We start from the raw sequence: 22,319 nt of genomic DNA, 5'->3' as shown, positions 1-22,319 counted from the left end.
TGACAGAAACTCTAATTTTATAAAAAGCCCATTTGAGATAAATGGGCCTTTTATAATCTGACTAATAATGAAACCTGTTAATTTTTCTAGTTTAAAATTTTACAGTGCTTTTAGTTGTTGTGATCCAATCCAGTGTTTAGAGAACTGATAGGCGGCACGTCCTGACCGTTGACCACGTGCCTGACACCAGCGTAGGGCTTCAGCATGGGCTTCGTCATTCATTGGCATATCTGTTTTAGCAAGATAGTGTTCTACAATGGTTAAATACAGGTTTTGATCCATTGGATAGAATGAAAGCCACATTCCAAAACGATCCGAGAGTGAAATTTTTTCCTCAATGGCTTCTTGTGGATGCAACTCGGTATATTGCGGTACATCTACACGAGTCACTGGCGTGTTCTCATGCATAAATTCTGGTAACAGATGTCGACGGTTGCTGGTTGCATAAATAATAAAATTACTTGAACCTGACTGTAATGAGCCATCAAGTACACTTTTTAAGCTGCGATAGTTTTCATCTTCAGCATTAAAGGCCAGATCATCGCAGTAGACAATGAACTTTTCCGGACGCTTCTGGATGAGCTTCTGGATTTCAGGAAGATCGGACAGATCATCACGTTCAATTTCAATTAAACGTAATCCTTGATCTTTATACTCGGTTAAAAGGGCACGGACAATTGAAGATTTTCCTGTGCCGCGTGAACCAGTAAGGAGAACATCATTGGCTGGCAGATTCTGCAAAAATTGTCGTGTATTTTGATAATTTGATCAATTTTACATTGATAATAGCTTATCGCTTCTGTATTAAAATATATCTCTACCCAACTGCATATTGAATATAGCCTGGCTAGCGGTTAAGGAATTATATGAATTATTCTAATTTACTTTTGTCGAGCTTATTAACTGTAGGTCTTTATACCTCAGCCCATGCTCAAGAAAATCTTACTGAAGAATCTGCCGCTAGTTCGGAAGATGTTACTTCAACCCAGACTCAGCATAGCCGACCTCACTTACAAATTATTAAAGATTTGAAAGGCATAAAAGTTAAAGATTTAAAGATCAACGCAAATGCTGCTCAACCGGATACAGTGAAAGATCCGTTACAGTCACTGAACCGTCCAATTTATTCTTTTAACGATATGTTAGACCGCCATGTTTTGCGTCCCGTTGCTGTTGAATATAGAGAAAAGACGCCAGAAGATGTACGTGGTTCTTACCGACAATTTCGTAAAAACCTTGGCGAACCATGGAATGCTGTTAACCAGCTAATTCAAGGACGTCCTGGCCGCGCAGCAAAAACTTTAGGTCGTTTTACTATTAATACGTTAACAACTTTAGGTTTAGCCGATCCAGCGAGCCGCTTAGGCTTACCTCCTGAAGAAGAAAGCTTTGGTGTAACTCTCGGTTACTATGGCGTTCCTTCTGGACCATTTCTTATGCTGCCTTTCTTTGGGCCAAGCACTTTACGTGATGGCGTTGGCTTGGCTGTAGATGCTCAGGCCCGTCCACAAAAATACATTATGGATGATCAAGATGGCCTGTATTGGTCGACTAATCTATTACAAGCTGTTGATACACGCGCTCAATATCTAGATTTAGACCAAACTATACAAGGCGATCAATATGCAATGATTCGTGATTTATATCTCCAACGTAAAGCGTTCCAAATTGCCGAGAAAAAAGGTGATTCGGCAGATGTGTCTTTTATTGATGATGACGAATCCGAAGATGTACCAGAAGATAACACTGATAAAACCGAAAAATAATTAAAGGACAAATCAAGGTATTGCATTTTTCTTATAATAAGGCAATACCTTGATTTTGGTCATACATCCTCTATGATGGATAAAGTGATCTTGAAAAAGGACTACCATATCTTCTATGTATTTTATTAAACCGACACGCTCTATCCCTTTCGTAGAGCAAGCTCTGGAAGCATTACCAGACTTACAAGTCATTCACATAGATGATCTCGATTTATACGACCCAACAATTATCGCAATTGCTGATGTACAAGATTTCCTAACTTATAAATGGCGTTTACCTACAATCGTGATTGCTTTTGAGCATGAAGGTAGTGCTTTAGCTCAAGCATGGGAAGCTGGTGCTCTTGCAGGATGGGTATGGAACCAGTTACCTAAAGATCTAAATAAAGCTTTAACAAGAATTGATGCACAATATAAACGTAATCAGGATAGCCGTGATTTACCTTCGGCAGCAGAATTACAAAAACGTTTATTGCCAAATCCTATTGATTTATTAAATTATGAGGTTGAAACTTTTTTCCAACCTTCTGCCTATTTATCAGGCGACTGGTACGACTACTGGAAGCTCAATGATAAAGAGGTTTTATTTTATCTCGCCGATGTATCGGGGCATGGTGTAACAAGTAGCTTATTAACTTCTTGGATGGCAGCCTTTCATGGTCGCTCCAAAACACCACGACAGTTAATCAAAAAGTTAAATGGGATGCTGGTTCAAGAGAATATTGAAAAACATATTACAATTGTGGTCGGTATTCTAAATCTTGAAACTCATAGTCTTCGCTGGTCTAGTGCAGGTCATTACCCTCCTCCAATTATTTTTGAACCTAATCAACCTCCAAAAATTTTAACCACCAGCAGCTTTCCCTTAGGGTTAACTGATGAGTTAGAAGTTGAAGAACATGTATGCACATTAAATCGTCATGCACGTTTCATTATTTGCTCAGATGGAGCACTAGAACCATTTGATGGCGGCTTGAATGATCAGTTTCAACAATTAGTTCAACATTTGCAAAATCAATCATTCCAAGCCCCTGATCACGTTGCTGATGACATTGCCATCTTTAGTCTTTGTCGAATGAATTAATTTAAGAATCAATTAATTACACAATATACGACTTAAGGACTCTTGAGTCTGAGATGGCACTATGTGATAATTTTTCTATCCTTCTCTGAAAATGGCATTTATATGTCAACAGGTCATGTTGAATATGCAAGTTTAAATGGAACGCATATTTTCAAGCTTATTGGTGAAGTGCGAGCCCATTCTTGTATAAGTCTAGACAAACTTTTAAACAGAATTGAACAGCAAGAAAATGTTGTTGGTGCAATCGTTGATTTAACCCAAACAACATTTATTGATAGTACTGTATTAGGTATCCTAGCTAAGCTAGGATTAAAACTGAAACAGACTCATCATATTCAAGCTGTGATGCTATCTACCAATCCAGATATCACAACCTTAGCCAACAGCATGGGGCTAGGGCAGGTTTTTGTCATCCTGAATTATTGTGGCGATCCTAACGTTTGCACTTTAACGTTAACTGACGAGCACATTACTCATAATGCGATGCTAAGAACCGTTCTGGACGCACATAAGACATTGATGAAACTCAATGCAAATAATCAGAACATGTTTGAGCCGCTTGTTAAGCAATTGCAAAAAGAACAAGACACGCTTGAACAAGTATCTGATAAGCAAAATGCCTAAACTTTATTGCTAATCTGGATGTGTATATGACTCTTGTTTCGGTTGTTCAAATGAATTCTCAAGATGACATTGAAAGCAACTTTCAAGTGATTGAGTCATTGATTCAGCAAAGCAAGGCTCAAAATGCCAGCTTAATTGTTTTTCCCGAAAACTTTGTTTGTTTTGCGGCTGGCAAACAGCGTGAAACAGCAGAGCAATTTGAGTCGATTCAACAAAGACTTGAGAAACTTGCCCATCAGTATCAAATCTGGATTGTTGCAGGCACTCTACCGTGCCCATTTCGTCCGGATGGTTCCATCATACAAGATGGTCGAGTGCGCACAGTGAGTTTATGCATCAGTCCTGAACGTACCGAAGCACGTTATGACAAAATACATTTATTTGATGTACAAGTTGGCGATGCTGTGGGTGGATATCAGGAATCTCGTTTCTTTGAACCAGGAACAGACGTTGTAGTCACATCTACCCCTTTTGGCAATATTGGCCTAATGGTATGTTATGACTTGCGTTTTCCTGAGTTAGCTTTAACCCTTAGACAGCAAGGTGCTCATCTATTAACTGCTCCTGCTGCATTTACCTATACAACAGGTCAGATGCATTGGCAGCTTTTGCTGCAAGCACGTGCAATGGATAGCCAATGCTATGTTTTAGGGGCTGCGCAACAAGGTTGGCATGGGGAAAAACGCCAAACTTGGGGGCATGCAGGAGCAACTGATAGTCGTGGTCAAGTTTTAAGTATGATTGGTTATGAAGGGAACGGTTTAATTACGGTACCTTTTGATTTAGCTGCTCAAGAACTTGTGCGTACATCAATGCCTTTAATGATGCATCGTAAATTAATTCACTATTAAAAGCTTAATTATTCATGTGGAAATACTTATTTAGCATTTTTTGCTTAGGGGCAAATATTCACTGTTATGCGACTGATTTCGGGACAACGAATAATTTTGTCTCTCCAAATTTGCAGCTTAAACAAAATGTACTACCTCCTACTCCAAAAAATATTCCTCTGCCTGCTTTTGGCCAGCGGATTATTGGTTGGGGGACAGGTGCAGAAGGTGCCAGACAGCGTTTAGAGAATATTCAGCCTGCCGATGTTTCTATGATTAAAAAACAAGGAACAACTTTAGAAATGATCACGGCTTGGCAAGATTTTTATGAACAAGAGCAACAACGTAATGAAAATAACCCAACTGCAAAATATCGTGCTCGTTTAATGAAAAAAATTGCCGACCTTTGGTAACCATTTTAAATTAGTATTTTTAAGTGATGGAGTAATGTTTAGATTACTCCATTTTTTACGTTATCTTATTTTTATCAATAGCTCTAAATTATGAGCATTTAAGAAATTAAACATAAAGCGATATACTAGAAAAGCACCCATTAGTTTTCTGAGGAATATATGGACCAAGACTGTCAAAATCTAAAGCTTGAGAATCAATTATGTTTCCTCATTTATTCAACAAATTTAGCCCTTAATCAACTTTATCGCAAACTTTTAACTCCATTAGGGATTACTTATCCTCAATATTTGGTGATGTTGGTGTTGTGGGAAAAAGATGAGATTACTGTTTCAGAAATTGGCAGTAAGTTATTTTTAGAATCTTCAACTTTAACTCCAATTTTAAAAAAGTTAGAAGCATTGCAGCTTCTTAATCGTACTCGTTCAAAAGAAGATGAAAGACAAGTCATTATCACGCTTAGCGAAAAGGGGAAAAAACTTAAAGAACAGGCCGTAAATATTCCAACGCATATCTTAGAGGCCAGTTCTTGTGATACGGCTACCCTTCTCGGTCTCAAAGATCAATTAACACAACTCCGTACAAATATAGCTAAATAATCACCAATTTTTTTACAAAATTGACTTGTTAAAATAATTAAGTCGTGTACGATATATTTGCATTCAATTTAATTTAGGAATAAAAAGATGTCATTAGAAAAAGTTGTGTATCGTGCAAAAGCCAAAGCAACAGGTGGCCGTGATGGTCGTGCAACTTCATCAGACGGTGTATTAGACGTACAACTTGGTGTACCTAAAGAAATGGGCGGCGCTGGTGGTGCTGTAACTAACCCAGAACAATTATTTGCAGCTGGTTATTCAGCATGCTTTTTAGGTGCTTTAAAATTTGTTGCAAATCGCGATAAATTCAATATTAGCAAAGATGCGTATGTTGAAGGTGAAGTCGGTATTGGTCCAATTCCAACAGGTTTTAGTATTGAAGTTACTTTAAATGTTTATTTAATCGGTATGGACCGTGAAGAAGCTGAAAAGTTAGTTGCAGCAGCTCATATCGTTTGTCCATATTCAAATGCAACTCGTAACAATATTGATGTGACGTTTAATATTGTGACTGAATAAGTTTTAATATAAAAAATGCCCGAATCATATCGGGCATTTTTTATATCTTACAAATTATGCTTCACTTGCTTCATTGGTTACACGAAGCACTTCTTCAAGTGTAGTTTTACCTGAGAGCACCTTACGTAAACCATCATCGCGAATAGAACCAGAATACTGACGAGCATGATTTTCTAATTCAAATTCAGCTGCATTACCATGAATGAGACGGCGCATAGGTTCATCAATAGGTACAATTTCATAAATCGCTGTACGGCCATTAAACCCTAAATGAGAACACTGATCACACCCTTGAGCCTCTGGTAACTTTAAACTTGGTTCATGGGAAATATGCTGAAAAACTTGCTTCTCAAAAGTATCGGCTTCACGCCATGTCATACAATGTGGACATAAAGTACGAACCAAACGCTGCGCAACCACCCCAATTAAAGAGCTTGAAAGCAGGAAAGGTTCAATCCCCATATCTTTAAGTCGAGTCACTGCACCAATAGCAGTGTTGGTATGTAGCGTCGATAAAACCAAATGACCTGTTAAAGATGCTTGAACTGCAATTTCAGCAGTTTCCAGATCACGAATCTCCCCCACCATCACCACATCTGGATCTTGACGTAACATTGCCTTTAAAGCTCGAGCAAAAGTCATATCCACTTTGGTATTCACTTGAGTTTGGCCAATACCTTCAAGCTGATACTCAATTGGATCTTCGGCAGTTAAGATGTTACGGGTATTGTCATTTAGATCAGATAAGGCAGCATATAAAGTCGTCGTTTTCCCCGAACCAGTAGGCCCTGTGACCAAAATAATACCGTGCGGACGATGTACTAGCTGAGTTAAACGTTCATAGTCATTTGCCATTAAACCTAGGTGAGTCATATTAAGGCGACCCGCTTGTTTATCGAGTAAACGCATGACCACCCTTTCACCATGTGACGATGGCAAAGTTGAAACACGGACATCGACTTCACGACCAGCAAGACGTAAAGAAATACGTCCATCTTGCGGTATACGCTTTTCGGCAATATCGAGTTTCGCCATAACTTTAATACGCGAAACAAGTAACGGGGCCAGTTCACGGCGTGGCTGCACAATTTCACGTAATTGACCATCTACCCGTAAACGAACTGATAGCTTTTTCTCAAAGGCTTCAATATGGATATCTGAAGCTCCAACACGAATTGCCTCAGAAAGAAGAGCATTGATTAGACGAACAATAGGCGCGTCATCCTCTTGATCCATTAAGTCTTCTGTTTCAGGCACCTGATCTGCAAGGCTTAATAAATCTGGATGGTCTTCTAAGCCCGCAGCTACTTGTTGAGATTCACCTGTATCACCTGCATAACTGGTACTTAATAAGCTATTGAATTCTTGTTCAGTGCATAATTGATAGTGTGCAGGTTTCCCCAAAATTCGTCTTGCTTCCTGCAATGCAACTTTTTCTGTATTTTGACGTCTAACAATAAAAACTTGATCACCGTCATAACGAAATAAAACACCATGACGCTTGGCAAAACTATATGGAACTTGTATTTGTTTCAATATTTGCATCACAATTTATAATGATGAGTAAGATGATTTTGAGTGTACTCTAAGCAGATTACAGCGTGAAGTCTGTTTAACAACTCGGTAGAGGAATTTTACGTCTTGTTTGAAAATAATGAATATCAGCCTCACCCCCAGAATTCTTTAAAATGGTGGGGTGAACAGCACTTTGAAATTAACCAGTCCAAAGCATGGCAATTCGGTTCAATGCTCTTTCGTTTAACACGCGGCATAAAAGAATGGCGTATCGAATATTATCGCCCGACTCTCCAAGATGATAATGAGCAAGATTGGCACATCATAACGGATTCAAATTTTGGTTTTCCACATTCTGTACAAGTCGAACGTTATATGTTTCGGAAAACTAATCCGAAGTTTCTACTCATGCCACGTTTGGCGGACCGATCAGTGGTAATTAAACCAGTTGATCCAATCTACATTCCAGCGGGTCAACGTGGGACACTATATATTAGTACCCCCCTATGGATTGCCGGTTTAGTTGAAAGTCAGCATGAACCTTTATTTGAGATTCCTGTAATTCAACCCAAAGATACATGGTTTGGTCCCAATGCCCAGCAAGGTGAAATTTGTTATGCAACCTCTGTTGATGGTCGTACCGATTTAAATCTATTAACCCCACGTGCTTTTCGTGCAGTTACGCCGATTGATTTCCATAATACCAGTAATCATCAATTACGCTTTGATCGTATGAATGTACCGGTTACCGCCCTACCGCTATTTTATAGTGAAAGTACGGGACGTTTATGGACATCACAAATCAAAGTCTACTATGAAGGCTCTGACCGCCCAGCCCGTATTCGTATTGAAAACCGTACTCCCCCTCTGGCAGGTGAAGTGACTTATGTTCACCCACCACGTTCACCGGGTGGTGCGCTATTTAATATGTTTGATTCATTCTTTTAAGGGGGTTTTATGGCCGATTCAAGTATTCCAAAAGATATCGCTGATAGCCTCAAAAGCATATTTACCAATATCAATACCGAACGAATTAGTGAAATTTTAGTCGGTGTTGTGCTTTGTTTTATTGGTTTTGTCCTTGCCCGTATTATTTCAAATACATTTATTAGAACCGTTGGCTCACGTTTTAATGCTCACCAGCGTCTGGTATGGCGCCGCGGTATTTTCTATTTTATTTTCTTACTCTTCATTATGACGAGTTTAAAAGAAGCCGGGTTCAAACTTAGTGTATTTCTGGGGGCAGCGGGGATCTTAACAGTAGCACTCGGTTTCGCATCACAAACATCTGCCAGTAACTTGATTAGTGGTTTATTTTTGATTGGTGAAGGTTCATTTGAGGTCGGTGATACGATTCAAATTACACTTATTCGCGGGAATACAATCGAAGGCGAAGTTATCTCAATTGATTTGCTTTCGGTAAAGTTACTTACACTCGACAACGTCTATATTCGTTTACCAAACGAACAACTCATTCGTGCTCCTGTACACAACTTATCAAAGTATCCCATACGGCGTATTCCAATTACTTTGGCAATTAACTTTCATGAAGACATTATTAAAGTCCGTGAGGTTCTACTTAACGTCGCAGCGAATTACCCACTCGTGTTAGATGATCCAAAACCTGCTGTTACAGTTACTGCCTTCAGGGAGTCATCGATTGAGCTTTTATTTGCAATGTGGTGTCGTCAAGAAAACTCTTTAAAAGTTCGAGATGAAATGCAAGAACGTATCCGAAATGGTTTTTTAGATAACCAAATTGAAATTCCTGTTCCGAAAATGGGCTTAATTGATCGACCATCTACTGCTTTTGCAGAAGATGATATCGATCAATACAGCAATCAAAAAGAGTTAAAACGAGAGCCTAAAGCTTAGGCTCTTGATTCTTCTGTACAGAAGATGACGGTGGTAATGGCGCAAGATAAGCAATAATCAACATTACCCCACCTGCTCCAATAAAAGAAATGACCCGAGTTAATGTCGCGCTTTGTGATAGATCAAGCAAAATTAGTTTTAATACAACAATCCCTAAAAGTGCAGCACCTACGAACCAGAGTTGACGAATCATTTTTCGACTAGAGTATGTAGTCAAAATAAATGCCAATATAACCCAAAGTAACGTCAAACTTAGCTGTACTACACCATTTGTCCAAATTGAAGCACTCCATAGCGGTGTTGCCCAGTAATAGTGCAAGCCTCTGACGACTACACTACTAAATACCAGCAAGCCCACTAAAATTGTTGTAATTTTAAAAGTCCATTCCAGCGATTTATCTTGATCAAAAGCATGCTGATAAATAATAAAGAGTAGGCCAGCGAATACCAAAATTGAAAAGAAGTCAGTTAAGTTAATTAAAGGAACAAAGTAAAGGTATTCAGCAGAATGAACATCAACACTCACTACAAGCAACCAAATGAGGCTTAAACACCACACCGGAATTTGATGCAATAGTGTCGTTTTATGAGTTTTATAAGCCCAAAGCGAATAAATCACAGGAACAAAAGCCAAAGCGACTATTGGCATTTTTGGGAAAATAGCCACGCCAACTATCGCTAACGCTAACCAGCTTAAACCCGCCCATACCTTGACGTAGCCCAAATGACTTGACTGCGGTTGAGCCATACTAAATAAGCCACTAAGAATAATGGTAGAGACTAGGAAAGTAGTTTGTTGTAATGAGTCTACCCATTTAAACAGAGTGAAGACCTGACTCATAAAAGCCTCACCCAAAACTAATAACAGTAACAGGCTAATTAAAATTAACTGCAAACTTTGCCATTGCACACGAAGTTTATAGTGAACAATCGCACTAAATATTGCGATTAGGGCTACGGCGAAGATCAAATACGGACTTAAAGCATGATGATGCCATGCCATTATTTCTACACCTGCTACGGCGCCCGCATACATGCCTAAGCATAAAAAAATACCGCTAAACATGCTTGCGCTAAAATAGCGTTGTTCTTTGCTGTTGTATTGCAATAAATAAAAGGCCGAAATGAATTGGGCAATTGCATAAATACTAGTGCTTAGTGTTGGAAACTCTTCATTTGCCCAAACCTGATAAAACAGTGCAAGGGAGCTGAGTAAAACTAAAATCACACCGATATATCGGCTTAAACGGTAGCGTTCAGTTACTCCCCAAACGATTAAAGCCGTTCCTTGTGCAACCCAGCCAATAGCAGTCCAGTGCGCCCCTTTTGCGAGTGGAAAAATTAAGGCAAAAAAAGCAACCGCGAGAATGAAAAAACTTTTTGCAAGGACCGAAAGCTGGGGATGAGTTTTTTTAATCCAGAACGTTAACACCGCATAAGTGCCTGCTAAAACAACAGCACCAATTGTTAAAGCTTGTGTAGACTCATGAACTAAATAGGCATGAAGCGTAAAGCCTAGTACAGGTACACTAAAAATAAGACCAACATCTAAGAGCGGAGGTAAACGGATCCCCTCTTGTTTTTCATGTTCTGAAACCCGAGAGATATTTTGGCTATAACGAACACTTAACCAAATAAATAGCGCTATATGGAGCCATAAAATCCAGTCTAATGTGTCAAATTTTGCTGGCTCTGCATAAAATGCGATTGCACTACCGCCAATAAACATTGTGGCAAAGAAAGCGATCTGATTTAGGATTTTCCAAGGCTGAATAAAATTAACCGCAGCGACTGCAAGATTAATAACAAGATAGTAACTAAATAAAAAAACCACATCAGGACGATATTGCGGAATAACTAAAGGAGCCGCATACGCCATACCCAGTGCGAGTATTGCCAAATAAATAGCTTGTTGTTTTAAACTCAGGAATACTGTAATTGCTAATAAAATCGTAAATAGAATACTGGCTGTAGTTAGGCTGGTGATTACACCAAAATGATGTGAGAACACAAGCGTTAGAAAGACAACAGCTAACCCTACACCTTGCAGTGCCACAGCAAATAGCTGATTTTTCTTTTGCAAGGTATATCCAAATGCTGTTAATACACCTCCTGCAATCGCAATAAAACCAAGTTTTACACCTAAGCTCAACTGCCAGTGCTCACTTGCAAAACGCAGTAAGAGCACTACCCCAACCATAAGCACAGCAACAGCAACCCTTAAAATTGGATTACCATGAATCATCCAATCGACTGCTGGTTGCCACCATGCGGTGGTCTGTGTACGAACTATTTGTTCTTCTTGATTTAACGCTGTTGTTTCAGGTAAAGCTGGCTCGGTAATATTGTTTGGATCAACTTGCTCTAAAACAGGCGTTATCACTTCTGTATGTATAGATTCATTTACATTTACTGTTTGCTTGGCTGTCTCGAGGAACAATAAACGAGTATGAAATGCACTGATGGTTTGAATCAAACATAACAGTAAAACCAGTAATGCCCCACCAGCAATCCACATCCAATGATTGATATAAGCAACTAATGCAACCAAAGCGGCGGTATAAATTACCGTTCTTTGCATATGAATAGAATAAAGTGGCGTTGTCTGGTGAGAAAACTGTTGTTCTAAATGAGTTAAACGTTGATGCAGATTTGACATTAATTGAACTAGAATGACAGTAAGTGCAATAGATAAAGCAATAACAGCACTCTGAAATTTAAAACCAATTGAAATGGCTAAAAACAAAGTCAAAGCGATCAAAACAATGATCATTCCCTGTTTGTCTTTTTTATACATGGGCTTAGCAATATGACACCTTCATTACAGGTCATCTTACTTCAAGCCAATACAAGCGTATATTTATACATACAAAATACTGCAAAAATCATAAACCTGCATTCATAGCCGTTTTCACGTAAAATACCCGTAATTCAGATTAAGGAATTGTTCAATGCCACCATTTGTCTTGGTTGATGGGTCCTATTTTTTATTTCGTGCATATCATGCATTACCACCATTGACGACCTCTACAGGGTTACATACCAATGCAATACGTGGGGCAATTTCTGCCATTCAAAAATTAATGCGCCGTATGCAGCCAACACATATGGCCGTCATTTTTGATACGCCTGAGCCTACTTTCCGTCATAAGCTTTCACCTATTTATAAAGGTGACCGCCCGACTATGCCGGAAGAATTGTCTCAACAGATTCCATATTTACATGCATTGATTAAGGCTCAAGGGATTCCTTTATATAGTCTTCCGGGTGCAGAAGCCGATGACATTATCGGGACTCTCGCTAAACGCGCCGTAAAAGAAGGTCATCATGTGCTTATCTCAACCGGAGATAAAGACATGGCCCAGCTGGTTAATGACTATGTAAAACTTGAAGATAGCTTTAAAGATCGAGTATTAGACACCGACGGCGTATTTGAAAAATTTGGCGTTTGGCCAAACCAGATTATCGATTACTTAACCCTTATGGGTGATGCATCTGACGGCATTATGGGTGTACCTGGCGTAGGCGCAAAGACGGCTGCCAAATTACTGACCGAATATGGGACATTGGATAATATCATTGCCAATGTAGACCAACTTAAAGGCAAACTGAGCCAAAATATTAAAGATAATTTAGACAATATTAAGCTTGATCACCAGTTGGCAAGCATTGTCTGTGACCTTCCTTTAGAACTCGACTGGCATGAATTAAAACTTACTGATCCAAATGTAGATGCCTTACGCAATCTCTATACAGAGCTTGAGTTTAGAAACCAGTTACAGTCTCTCGATCATCCAAACAATCCAAATAGCTCAAGCTATAAGCAGCAAGCTTCACAAACTATTGTCCAAAATGAAGTTAAACCTGCTCAAACGATTGAAACAGAAGATCAAGCAAGCTTGACTAGTCAAGATGACCAGCTTGGAACTGCAAACTATCACACCGTTTTAACACAAGAAGCATGGGATCAGCTCTGGCAACGCATGCAGAATGCCGATCATTTTGCTATTGATACAGAGACCACAAGTCTTGATTACCGTATTGCCGAGATGGTTGGTTTTTCAATCGCATTTGATGCGAAAGATGCCTACTATGTTCCTTTGGCACATAATTACGAAAATGCGCCACAACAACTGGACCGTGAACAAGTTTTAGCGCAAATCAAGCCTGTACTTGAAAATGAAGCAGTTAAAAAAATCGGTCATCATCTTAAATATGATGCGCACATTTTTGCTAATCACGGTATTGAACTTAAAGGTTGGTATTTCGATAGCATGCTGGCATCTTATGTACTGAATGCAGCAGCTACTCGTCATGGCATGGATGATGTTGCTCGTGTTTACCTAAGCCATTTGACCACTACTTTTGAGCAAATTGCTGGCAAAGGTGCAAAACAGAAGACTTTTAATCAAATTGAGATTGAAGTTGCAGCACATTATGCAGCAGAAGATGCACATGTGACCTATCGTTTATATGAAGTACTTTCAAATAAACTTAAAGCACATCCTGAATTAGAAAATATTTTATATAACATTGAGATGCCAGTTGCTCGAATCTTATCGGGTATGGAAGAAGATGGAATCCGTTTAGATCATGCTTTCTTAGATAAATTAAGTGTTGAATTTGCGAAAACTATGGAAGACCTTGAAAATCAGGCCATGGAAATTGCAGGTGAAACTTTTAATATTGCTTCGCCTAAACAGGTAGGTGAAATTCTATTTGATAAGTTAGGCATTAAAGGTGGTAAAAAAACTGCAACTGGACAATACAGCACCAGTGAAAGTGTTCTTGAAAAAATTGAGCATCCTTTAACGGAAATTATTTTAGAACACCGTGGATTAGCAAAATTAAAGAGCACCTATACTGACCGTTTAATTGAGCAGTCGCATAATGACACCCATCGTGTACATACCAGCTATCATCAAGCACTAACGGCAACAGGTCGCCTATCCTCTTCTGATCCTAACTTACAAAACATTCCAATTCGTAGACAGATTGGCCGTCAAATCCGTAAAGCATTTATTGCACCGGAAGGACGAGTTTTGTTAGCAGCCGATTACTCGCAAATTGAACTTCGTTTAATGGCTCATTTTTCTCAAGATGATGCCTTAGTTCATGCATTCCAACATGGTCAAGATGTACACCGTAGAACAGCGGCAGAAGTGTTAGGTATTGCAATTGAAGATGTGACCAATGATCAGCGCCGTCAGGCTAAAGCTGTGAATTTCGGTCTACTTTACGGCATGTCCGAGTTTGGTTTAATTCGTCAACTTGGCTTTACTCGTGAAGAATCGCAAAACTATATCAAACAATACTTCCAGCGCTATCCTGGCATTTACGAATACATGCAACGTACTCGCCAAGTAGCATCGGAACAAGGGTTTGTTGAAACTATCTTAGGTCGCCGTCTTTATACACCGGATATTGACGCTCGAAATGTGATGGTACGTAAAGCTGCTGAACGTGCTGCAATTAATGCACCTTTACAAGGTAGTGCTGCTGATATTATTAAGTTAGCAATGATTGAAGTAGATAAAATCCTGCCAAAAGATCAAGCAAAACTATTACTTCAAGTTCACGATGAATTGGTGTTTGAAGTTGATTCAAACATTGCAGATGAACTTTCAAAACAAATTGCGGATGTCATGCAGTCTGTTCTGGAAATTTCTGTACCGTTAGTCGTAGAAGTAGGCCAAGGTAAAAACTGGGATGATGCCCATTAATTTATCGATAAAACAATAAAAAAAGGGCTGTAATACAGCCCTTTTTTTAATCTTACAAAATTAAAGTCCAGTTAATAAAACTTTAGCGACTTCATTCATTAAGATCTCGGCAATATAGAGTGCCAAAAATGCCAGAATTGGAGATAAGTCAATCATCCCCATATTAGGCAATAAACGACGGAATGGGACGAGTAACGGTTCAGCTAAATCTTGAATCACCTCAATATAAGGTGAACGAGATTGAGTAAACATAACGACCCAACTCAAAATGATTGTTGCAAAAATTAAGTAACGGCAGAAACGAATCAAATCCTGAATCATGGTCACAAAAGTCAAAATCACTAAATGAACCGGACTATTTGGCATGGAACCCGAAAGATACATTACACCGAAAATTTTCAGTAAATATAAAATAATTAAAAGAACCAACGCTGCCAGATTGAATCGGCCTTTTGCGACCGTTGGAAAAATTCGGCCAAAAATATCAACAATCTTAGTCGCCTTTACTGTCGATAAAACCACAGGATTATAAGGACTTACTGCCGCCAATTGCATTAAAAAACGGAAAAAGACCAATAAAATCGCGACGTTAATTAAAATTCCAAAAATTAGCGCAGAATTTGCACCCATAGTTGTCTTATCCTATTAAAGCTATTTTGCACTGTCACTCAGTTCTTGAGCCAATTCTTGGCTACGTTTCTGTGCAGCAGCTAATGCAGATTGAATATTTTGAGAGATTTGTGCACGATCAAAAACTTCAAGTGCAGCTTGGGTTGTACCATTCGGTGAGGTCACATTTTTACGCAGCTCAGACGGAGTATTTGAACTCGTAATTGCCATTTGAGCTGCACCTAATGCTGTTTGAAGAGTTAAAGCAGTTGCAACTTTTTCATCCAAGCCTAAATTTTTACCTGCACGAATCATACTTTCCATGAGGTAGAAGAAATAAGCTGGGCCTGAACCTGAAACCGCCGTTACTGCATCAATTTGAGCTTCGGAGTTTACCCAAATTGTTAAACCAGTTGCTGCTAAAATCTGACTCGTTAATTCACGGTCCGAGGCATCAACCACATCAGTCGCGTAAATACCATGAGCACCAGTTTGAACTAATGCAGGTGTATTTGGCATAACTCGCACAATACGTTCACTATCAATCAGATTTGATATTGTCTTAATTTCCGCACCGGCAATAATCGAAATAACCAATTTATCCGATAATAAACCTTTTAACGGACGTAGAACATTTGCCAGAACTTGTGGTTTTACAGCAAGAACAACTACATCGGCATTCTGGATAGCAGCCGTATTATCTTGAGTTACATGAACTTCTTTTTCTTGCAATAGTTGACGAATTTGTTCGACAGGATCTGAAACGGTAATACGTGTTGGTGGTAATCCTCTTGAAATGAGCCCGCCAATTAATGCTTGGGCCATATTACCACCACCAATAAAACAGATATTACAATTCACTGCTGTTGCCATAACTATATTCGCCATTTACCAGATTACAAGAATGAGAAATTAAATCTGGTTGCCACCCTCCTTCCTCACAATATGGAGACTGAGCCAACCAAAATCCTTTCGGTGTAAAAACCCCAAGCATAACATTATCTAAGACTAATATTTGAATTGTATGACGAAGCCAAGGCAAAATATGTGCTTCTTGAATTGCTTTTTTTAAAGGCCATTGCCCAACACGACCATATAGGTGAATCTTTTCCCCACCTTGACGTCGAATGATTTTTAATTTTTTATTCAATAAAGAATGACTTAAACCAAATTTTTTACACTCAACATGGAATAGTCCAGCTGCGCCCTGCCATCTTTCTTCTAATTTAAATGAATGCTCTAGTTCAGCAGCAACCGGATTTAAAGTTTCAGCGAGATAAACCTGTCTACTCAACCTATAGAGTATATTTTGATAACGGACATAGTAAAACTGGTTCCAGTGTAAAGCGGCTTGAGCATCTGATTTAGATTCAATAACTTCTGTTCTTAGACGCTCGACCATTTCAAATGCAGGTCGATATTGCCCTTGGCCTTTCATCCACGCAGAAAGTAACTGGCGCTGCCGCGCAAAAGATAACTCGGATAATTTCGTTAAATCTAAATAGTCAGCTGAACCAGAATATTGCCAATCATCTTTAAGAACTTCTTCTAAAATTTCAGAAGCATCTTGCATCAGATAACTGGTTCGACTCAAAGCTTGCTGCATTTTTGGAAAACGGCCTGTTAAAAATGGCCACAGCGCTTCACGACACCATACCCTATCGTAATGGGTGTCATAGTTCATTGGATCGTCAATATATTTAACTTCAAGCTGAGCAGTCCATAAAGCGATTTGCTCACGTGTTAAATCCAAAAAGGGGCGCCAAATTGTCATATCTTTACGGTAATCAATAGCCTGCATCGCAGCAAGCCCATCTACTCCCGCACCTGACAATAACCGCAAAATAACTGTTTCTGCCTGATCTTGTTGATGATGAGCAAGCAACAGAATTTCATTTTCTTGTAAATGTTGCTGATATGCTTGATAACGCGCTTGACGTGCTTGAGCTTCCAGATTGCCGTTTGCAATCTGAACTTTTTGAATAATATAAGGAATATTTAATATTGTTGCCTGTGTGGCAACCACTTCCGCCCACTCTGCACTTTGATCTTGCAGTTGATGATCAATATAAATTGCTCGGATCTTTTGAGGGAAAATTTGAGCCATTAAATGTAGTAGTAGCATTGAATCCATGCCACCACTACATCCAATAAGAAAAGAACTTTTTTCAGAGAACTTTTGAGCTTGCTTTAAGACGCCATGCCTAAATTTTCGCTGCCAAACTTCATTAAACGTTGATAACGTGCTTCGCATCGTTCATTTGCATCCATTGGTAGCAATTCATCCAAAGCCTGCTTTAAAACTACTTTTAAGTTTTGCATCACACGCTCAGGATCTAAATGCGCACCTTCACCTTCATCTACTACATATTCAACAATACCTAGCGATTGTAGTTTATCTGCTGTTAAACCTAAAGCTTCACTCGCTTGAGCTGCTTTCTCAGCAGTTTTCCACAAAATAGATGCACAGCCTTCAGGCGAAATCACAGAATAAATACTATGTGACAACATAATTACTCTGTCAGCAACACCAATACCTAAAGCACCACCAGAACCGCCTTCACCAAGTACTGTTGCGATTACAGGCACTTTTAGACTTGAAAGTTGAGCAAGGCTAGTAGCAATTGCTTCTGCCTGACCACGTTCTTCAGCACCAACACCCGGATATGCACCCATAGTATCAATAAAGGTGAAAACTGGTAGATTGAAACGCTCAGCCATATCTAAAAGGCGCTGAGATTTACGGTAACCTTCTGGGTTACACATACCAAAGTTGTGCTTTAATTTTTCACGGGTACTACGACCACGGTGTTGTCCAATGACCATCACAGGTTGACCGTCAAAACGAGCAAGACCACCTACCATCGCACCATCGTCACCAAACAAACGATCACCATGCAATGCATCAAACTCTGTAAAGATTTCACCGACATAATCTAGAAACTGCGGACGTTCAGGATGACGTGCAATTTGAACCGTTGTCCACGCTTTGGACTGAGTAGCTTTTTTCATAGGTCGAATATTATCCCTTTAATCGATAAATTTTTCCGACTGAATATTCAATTCAATGTCCCAATGCTTAAACTGCTCTTGCTCATCATGCAAGTCGGCAACTAACAATGGCCATTGTTTGGCATCACCAGAAACACTAAGTTGCCATTGTTGATCATTTATGATGGTCAATTCAATGGCAGGAAGCATCTGATCACTGCGGCTATGGTTGAGTAAAACTGCTAGGCGAAGTAACAAACTTAAATAAACTAATTTATGACCACCAGCCTTCAAAACTTCATTTTTTACATCATTTCGCAATTTACGGCGGTGATGAGCAACCAAATGTGAAAGATGATTTTGGTCAATTTGTGAGAAACCAGGAATATCGGAATGTTGCAATAAATAAGCACCATGACGATGATAGCCACCATGACTAATCGCTAAACCAATTTCATGTAAATATGCTGCACGGCGCAGTAAGTCACTGTCTTCACTCGTTAAATTAAGTGGTTTAGCAACACTATCAAATAAGTGTTGAGCCGTATTTACAACTCGTTCTGCCTGTTTCGGATCGGCGTTATAACGTCCCATTAATGCTTGTACACTACGGTCGCGGATATCCTCATGCTTAAAACGGCCTAACAGGTCATACATGACTCCTTCACGTAATGCACCATCAGAATATGCCAAACGTTCAATTTCTAAAACTTCAAAAACAGCGTACAAAATTGCCAATCCGGCTGGCAAAACTGCTCGTCGGTCTTCTCGAAGTCCTTCAAAATCAATTTCAGAAATATTTTTGAACTTAAGTAACTTATCTTTAAGTTTATGGAGACCTTCACGAGTGACATTTTCTTGCTCGTCACTTAACCCCATATTCACCATAATCTGACGGCAAGCTTTAATGGTTCCACTTGAACCTACAACAGTATCCCACCCTTCCATCTTATAAGTGGTGGCGATTGCTGAAAGCTCTTTACGCGCAGCAACAACTGCTTTATCAAATGCTTTTTGTGTGATTTCACCATCGGCAAAATATGCTTTTGTATAGGCTACACAACCCATTTGTAATGATTCAGTATAAATTGGCTCAAATTCTTCGCCAATAATAAACTCGGTAGATCCACCACCAATGTCAACCACTAAGCGGCGTCCACCATTGGCCATCGTATGTGATACACCAAGATAAATCAGGCGTGCTTCTTCACGGCCTGCAATAATCTCAATAGGTTTGGGTAAAATTTCAGCAGCTTTTTGAATGAACTCATGGCCATTTTTAGCCTGACGCAAAGCATTCGTCGCCACAATTCTTAAACGATTAGGTTGAACTGAGCCTAAACGCCCAACAAAACGAGCCAAACAGGCTAAACCACGTTGCTGTGCTGCTTCTGTTAAGTTTTTATTTTCATCAAGACCAGCTGCAAGCTGTACTTTTTCTGACATTGAAGCCACTTTTTTAACTTCACCGTGATCTACCCGTGCAATGGCAAGGTGAAAACTGTTCGACCCCATATCTATGGCAGCAAGTAATTCTTCATCAATCAGAAAGTCAGACATTATTGAACTAAACCCATAACAATTCACGCCTAGAGTAATTCACAAGAATGCAATTGAAAAGCCATTTTCATCAACAATTAATAGCCTTTGATATTTTTCTATTTGTTAAACGATTGTACAAGCCGATGATGAATATCGTGAGCATCCATTAGACAAATTTACTTAAGCCTTGAATAATAGCATCAAACCCTTACATTGAACTAAGTAGCTATGTAATACTGATAGAGATTATCTCCTCCTATAGTGATAGCACTTTTTTCTAAAAATTGGAGCCGTACCATGTCTGCGACTATTGTAAATACAACTGATGATAACTTCCAAGCAGATGTTCTAGATGCTGAAACACCTGTACTTGTTGACTTTTGGGCAGGTTGGTGTGCACCTTGTAAAGCAATTGCACCTGTTCTTGAAGATTTATCAAGTGAATATGCGGGTAAAGTAAAAATCGTTAAAGTCGACGTGACTTCTTGTGAAGAGACGGCAGTGAAATACAATATCCGTAATATTCCTGCTCTATTACTTTTCAAAAATGGTGAAGTAGTAGCTCAGCAAATCGGCGCTGTGCCTCGTTCTAAACTCGTTAGCTTCATTGACGAAAATGTTTAAGACGTAACGTTACAGATGAAAATACGCTATACCTTTATAGCGTATTTTTTTCGGCTATAAATTGACAAATTAGCTGATCTCACTTATATTGCATGCTCAAGAGGCACTGAAGGGAATCGTCTTCTGTCCGGCTTCTTACAAGACACAAACATAAAGATCGCCACTCGGCAACAGAAATTGTTTTTTCACATTTCTCTTCGAAACAGTTAATCAGACTTCTGAATTGTTATTGTGTAAATACAATTGCGATACTCTTTTTTGTATGCGAGCGATTTTTCTTCTTTTTAAACCACACTCTACTCTTTCCTAATTCTGACCCTTATGAACTTAACTGAACTCAAGAAAAAACCAATCGGCGAACTAATTAAAATTGCTGAATTTATGGGCCTTGAAGGTATGGCTCGTAACCGAAAGCAAGATATTATCTTTGCCATCTTGAAACGCCATGCGATGAATGGCGAAGAAATTTTTGGTGACGGCGTTCTTGAAATTCTCTCTGATGGTTTTGGTTTTTTGCGCTCTGCCGCAGGTTCGTATTTAGCTGGTCCGGATGATATTTATGTGAGCCCTTCACAAATCCGACGCTTTAACTTGCGTACAGGTGACACCATCACAGGTACCATTCGTCCACCAAAAGAAGGTGAGCGTTATTTTGCTTTGCTCAAAGTTAATCAAATTAACTATGACACACCAGAAAATTCACGTAACAAAATTTTATTTGAAAACTTAACCCCACTTTTCCCGACCGAACAACTGGTTATGGAACTTGGTAATGGTACAACAGAAGACTTGACCGCGCGTGTAGTCGATTTAGTTGCGCCAATCGGTAAAGGTCAACGTTCTATTATTGTCGCTCCGCCAAAAGCGGGTAAAACAATGTTACTTCAAAACATTGCTCAATCTATTGTGAGAAACAATCCGGAAGTTTTCCTTATTGTTTTATTAATTGATGAGCGCCCAGAAGAAGTAACTGAGATGGAGCGTACCGTACGCGGTGAAGTCGTTGCTTCAACATTTGATGAAGCACCAGCACGTCACGTACAAGTTGCAGAAATGGTCATTGAAAAAGCAAAACGTCTTGTTGAGCACAAAAAGGACGTCGTGATTTTACTTGACTCCATTACACGTTTAGCCCGTGCATACAACACAGTAATTCCTTCATCAGGTAAAGTATTAACTGGTGGTGTGGATGCCCATGCTTTAGAACGTCCAAAACGCTTCTTCGGTGCTGCTCGTAATATCGAAGAAGGCGGTTCTTTAACAATCATCTCTACTGCTCTTATTGAGACTGGCAGTAAAATGGATGATGTAATTTACGAAGAGTTTAAAGGTACAGGTAACCAAGAAATTACACTTGATCGCCGTATTGCTGAAAAACGCGTCTTCCCTGCCATGAATATTAAGAAATCTGGCACACGTCGTGAAGAACGTTTAATGGATGAAGATAAATTACGTAAAGTTTGGATTCTCCGCAAACTTCTTCACCCTATGGATGAGTTGGCAGCTATGGAGTTCTTACTTGATCGTATGAAAGAAACCAAAACAAATGATGATTTCTTTGATCAGATGAAACGTAAAGCTTCAACATAATCATATTATTTATTCTA

General features: G+C 39.2%; 19 protein-coding genes and 1 pseudogene. 12 read left to right on the top strand and 8 right to left on the bottom strand.

Annotation, left to right across the window (positions count from 1 at the left end; genetic code table 11):
• Positions 1–99: 99 nt before the first annotated feature.
• A pseudogene (locus tag EGS71_RS16480) lies at positions 100–759 on the bottom strand (ATP-binding protein); the annotation flags it as partial.
• Between the two features lie 107 nt (positions 760–866).
• Here EGS71_RS16480 and EGS71_RS16475 point away from each other — a divergent pair.
• The 7 genes from EGS71_RS16475 (at position 867) to EGS71_RS16445 (ending at position 5,833) form a co-directional block, all read left to right on the top strand.
• Positions 867–1,766, top strand: a complete 900-nt coding sequence (locus tag EGS71_RS16475; RefSeq protein ID WP_001109856.1) for a VacJ family lipoprotein — start codon at positions 867–869, stop codon at positions 1,764–1,766.
• Positions 1,767–1,881: 115 nt separating this feature from the next.
• Positions 1,882–2,850 carry an RsbU family protein phosphatase GigA gene (gene gigA / locus EGS71_RS16470; protein WP_000273589.1) on the top strand — a complete coding sequence of 323 codons (969 nt, stop codon included), beginning with the start codon at positions 1,882–1,884 and terminating at the stop codon, positions 2,848–2,850.
• 102 nt (positions 2,851–2,952) lie between these two features.
• Positions 2,953–3,474: an anti-anti-sigma factor GigB gene (gigB, locus tag EGS71_RS16465; protein ID WP_000103065.1), complete on the top strand. Its 522-nt coding sequence runs from the start codon at positions 2,953–2,955 to the stop codon at positions 3,472–3,474.
• A gap of 26 nt (positions 3,475–3,500) precedes the next feature.
• A complete protein-coding gene (locus EGS71_RS16460) occupies positions 3,501–4,325 on the top strand; it encodes a carbon-nitrogen hydrolase family protein (protein WP_000177091.1) in 825 nt (274 codons plus the stop codon).
• 14 nt (positions 4,326–4,339) lie between these two features.
• Positions 4,340–4,717, top strand: a complete 378-nt coding sequence (locus tag EGS71_RS16455) for a DUF4951 domain-containing protein (RefSeq protein ID WP_000266123.1) — start codon at positions 4,340–4,342, stop codon at positions 4,715–4,717.
• 159 nt (positions 4,718–4,876) lie between these two features.
• On the top strand, positions 4,877–5,314 hold the full coding sequence (locus EGS71_RS16450; protein WP_000371731.1) for a MarR family winged helix-turn-helix transcriptional regulator: 438 nt from the start codon (positions 4,877–4,879) through the stop codon (positions 5,312–5,314).
• 87 nt (positions 5,315–5,401) lie between these two features.
• A complete protein-coding gene (locus EGS71_RS16445; RefSeq protein ID WP_000051124.1) occupies positions 5,402–5,833 on the top strand; it encodes an organic hydroperoxide resistance protein in 432 nt (143 codons plus the stop codon).
• A 54-nt stretch (positions 5,834–5,887) separates the two neighbouring features.
• Here the strand turns inward: EGS71_RS16445 and gspE are convergent, their stop codons facing one another.
• Positions 5,888–7,378 carry a type II secretion system ATPase GspE gene (gene gspE / locus EGS71_RS16440; RefSeq protein WP_001166326.1) on the bottom strand — a complete coding sequence of 497 codons (1,491 nt, stop codon included), beginning with the start codon at positions 7,376–7,378 and terminating at the stop codon, positions 5,888–5,890.
• A 96-nt stretch (positions 7,379–7,474) separates the two neighbouring features.
• Between gspE and EGS71_RS16435 the strand changes: the two genes are divergently transcribed.
• Positions 7,475–8,296, top strand: a complete 822-nt coding sequence (locus EGS71_RS16435; RefSeq protein WP_000462733.1) for a hypothetical protein — start codon at positions 7,475–7,477, stop codon at positions 8,294–8,296.
• A gap of 9 nt (positions 8,297–8,305) precedes the next feature.
• Positions 8,306–9,223: a mechanosensitive ion channel family protein gene (locus EGS71_RS16430; protein WP_000785635.1), complete on the top strand. Its 918-nt coding sequence runs from the start codon at positions 8,306–8,308 to the stop codon at positions 9,221–9,223.
• Here the strand turns inward: EGS71_RS16430 and EGS71_RS16425 are convergent.
• Positions 9,213–12,020: a DUF2339 domain-containing protein gene (locus EGS71_RS16425; RefSeq protein ID WP_000276853.1), complete on the bottom strand. Its 2,808-nt coding sequence runs from the start codon at positions 12,018–12,020 to the stop codon at positions 9,213–9,215. The genes EGS71_RS16430 and EGS71_RS16425 overlap by 11 nt on opposite strands.
• Positions 12,021–12,174: 154 nt before the next feature.
• On the opposite strand from EGS71_RS16425, the gene polA reads away from it, so the two are divergent.
• A complete protein-coding gene (gene polA, locus EGS71_RS16420) occupies positions 12,175–14,946 on the top strand; it encodes a DNA polymerase I (RefSeq protein ID WP_001134663.1) in 2,772 nt (923 codons plus the stop codon).
• A gap of 60 nt (positions 14,947–15,006) precedes the next feature.
• Here polA and EGS71_RS16415 read toward each other — a convergent pair whose 3' ends face one another.
• From EGS71_RS16415 to ppx, 5 genes are read right to left on the bottom strand one after another with little or no spacing between them, the layout of a single operon-like run.
• Positions 15,007–15,576, bottom strand: coding sequence for a YggT family protein (locus tag EGS71_RS16415; protein ID WP_000501184.1), 570 nt, complete (start codon positions 15,574–15,576; stop codon positions 15,007–15,009).
• Between the two features lie 21 nt (positions 15,577–15,597).
• Entirely contained in the window at positions 15,598–16,434 is an 837-nt protein-coding gene (gene proC / locus EGS71_RS16410) for a pyrroline-5-carboxylate reductase (protein WP_171057187.1), read from the bottom strand.
• The gene (tilS, locus tag EGS71_RS16405) at positions 16,406–17,809 is read right to left on the bottom strand and encodes a tRNA lysidine(34) synthetase TilS (RefSeq protein WP_079261089.1); all 1,404 of its coding nucleotides are present in this window, start codon (positions 17,807–17,809) and stop codon (positions 16,406–16,408) included. Before tilS ends, proC begins: the two co-directional genes overlap by 29 nt.
• A complete protein-coding gene (locus EGS71_RS16400) occupies positions 17,746–18,567 on the bottom strand; it encodes an acetyl-CoA carboxylase carboxyltransferase subunit alpha (RefSeq protein ID WP_000710403.1) in 822 nt (273 codons plus the stop codon). Before EGS71_RS16400 ends, tilS begins: the two co-directional genes overlap by 64 nt.
• A gap of 18 nt (positions 18,568–18,585) precedes the next feature.
• On the bottom strand, positions 18,586–20,106 hold the full coding sequence (ppx, locus tag EGS71_RS16395) for an exopolyphosphatase (RefSeq protein ID WP_001279273.1): 1,521 nt from the start codon (positions 20,104–20,106) through the stop codon (positions 18,586–18,588).
• A 279-nt stretch (positions 20,107–20,385) separates the two neighbouring features.
• Between ppx and trxA the strand changes: the two genes are divergently transcribed.
• Entirely contained in the window at positions 20,386–20,712 is a 327-nt protein-coding gene (gene trxA, locus EGS71_RS16390) for a thioredoxin (protein ID WP_001276875.1), read from the top strand.
• A 321-nt stretch (positions 20,713–21,033) separates the two neighbouring features.
• Complete coding sequence (gene rho, locus EGS71_RS16385; RefSeq protein WP_001054522.1) at positions 21,034–22,302, top strand: transcription termination factor Rho; 1,269 nt, start codon at positions 21,034–21,036, stop codon at positions 22,300–22,302.
• Positions 22,303–22,319 lie beyond the last annotated feature (17 nt).

Source organism: Acinetobacter sp. FDAARGOS_559 (assembly GCF_003940475.1).
GTDB lineage: Bacteria > Pseudomonadota > Gammaproteobacteria > Pseudomonadales > Moraxellaceae > Acinetobacter > Acinetobacter baumannii.
Note: the sequence above shows the minus strand (reverse complement) of the source record. Positions and strands in the feature narration are given on the sequence as shown.